The 245-nt window shown below is 32.2% G+C and carries 1 protein-coding gene; it reads left to right on the top strand.

Annotation, left to right across the window (positions count from 1 at the left end; all coding sequences use genetic code 11):
• Positions 1–245, top strand: a 245-nt coding sequence (locus SB775_RS32795) for a MetQ/NlpA family ABC transporter substrate-binding protein (RefSeq protein ID WP_410865471.1), incomplete at both ends; no start/stop codon positions are given.

Here is a 245-nt window from a genome sequence, read left to right as displayed (position 1 = left end):
ACCGCATGAACAAATTTTTGAAAAGGTAAAAGAAGTGGCAGCAAAAGATGGTCTCGAAATTGATGTAAAGGTATTTAATGATTATGTAGCGCCAAACGTATCTTTAGATGAAAAAAGCCTCGATGTAAATAGCTATCAAACTAAATCTTATTTAGACGTATTTAAAGCTGAACGCAACATGAAATTAACTGAAGTATTTTCCACAGTAACATTCCCTATGGGTGTATATTCTAAAAGCTTAAAAG

The organism is Peribacillus sp. SIMBA_075 (assembly GCF_046534585.1).
Note: the sequence above shows the minus strand (reverse complement) of the source record. Positions and strands in the feature narration are given on the sequence as shown.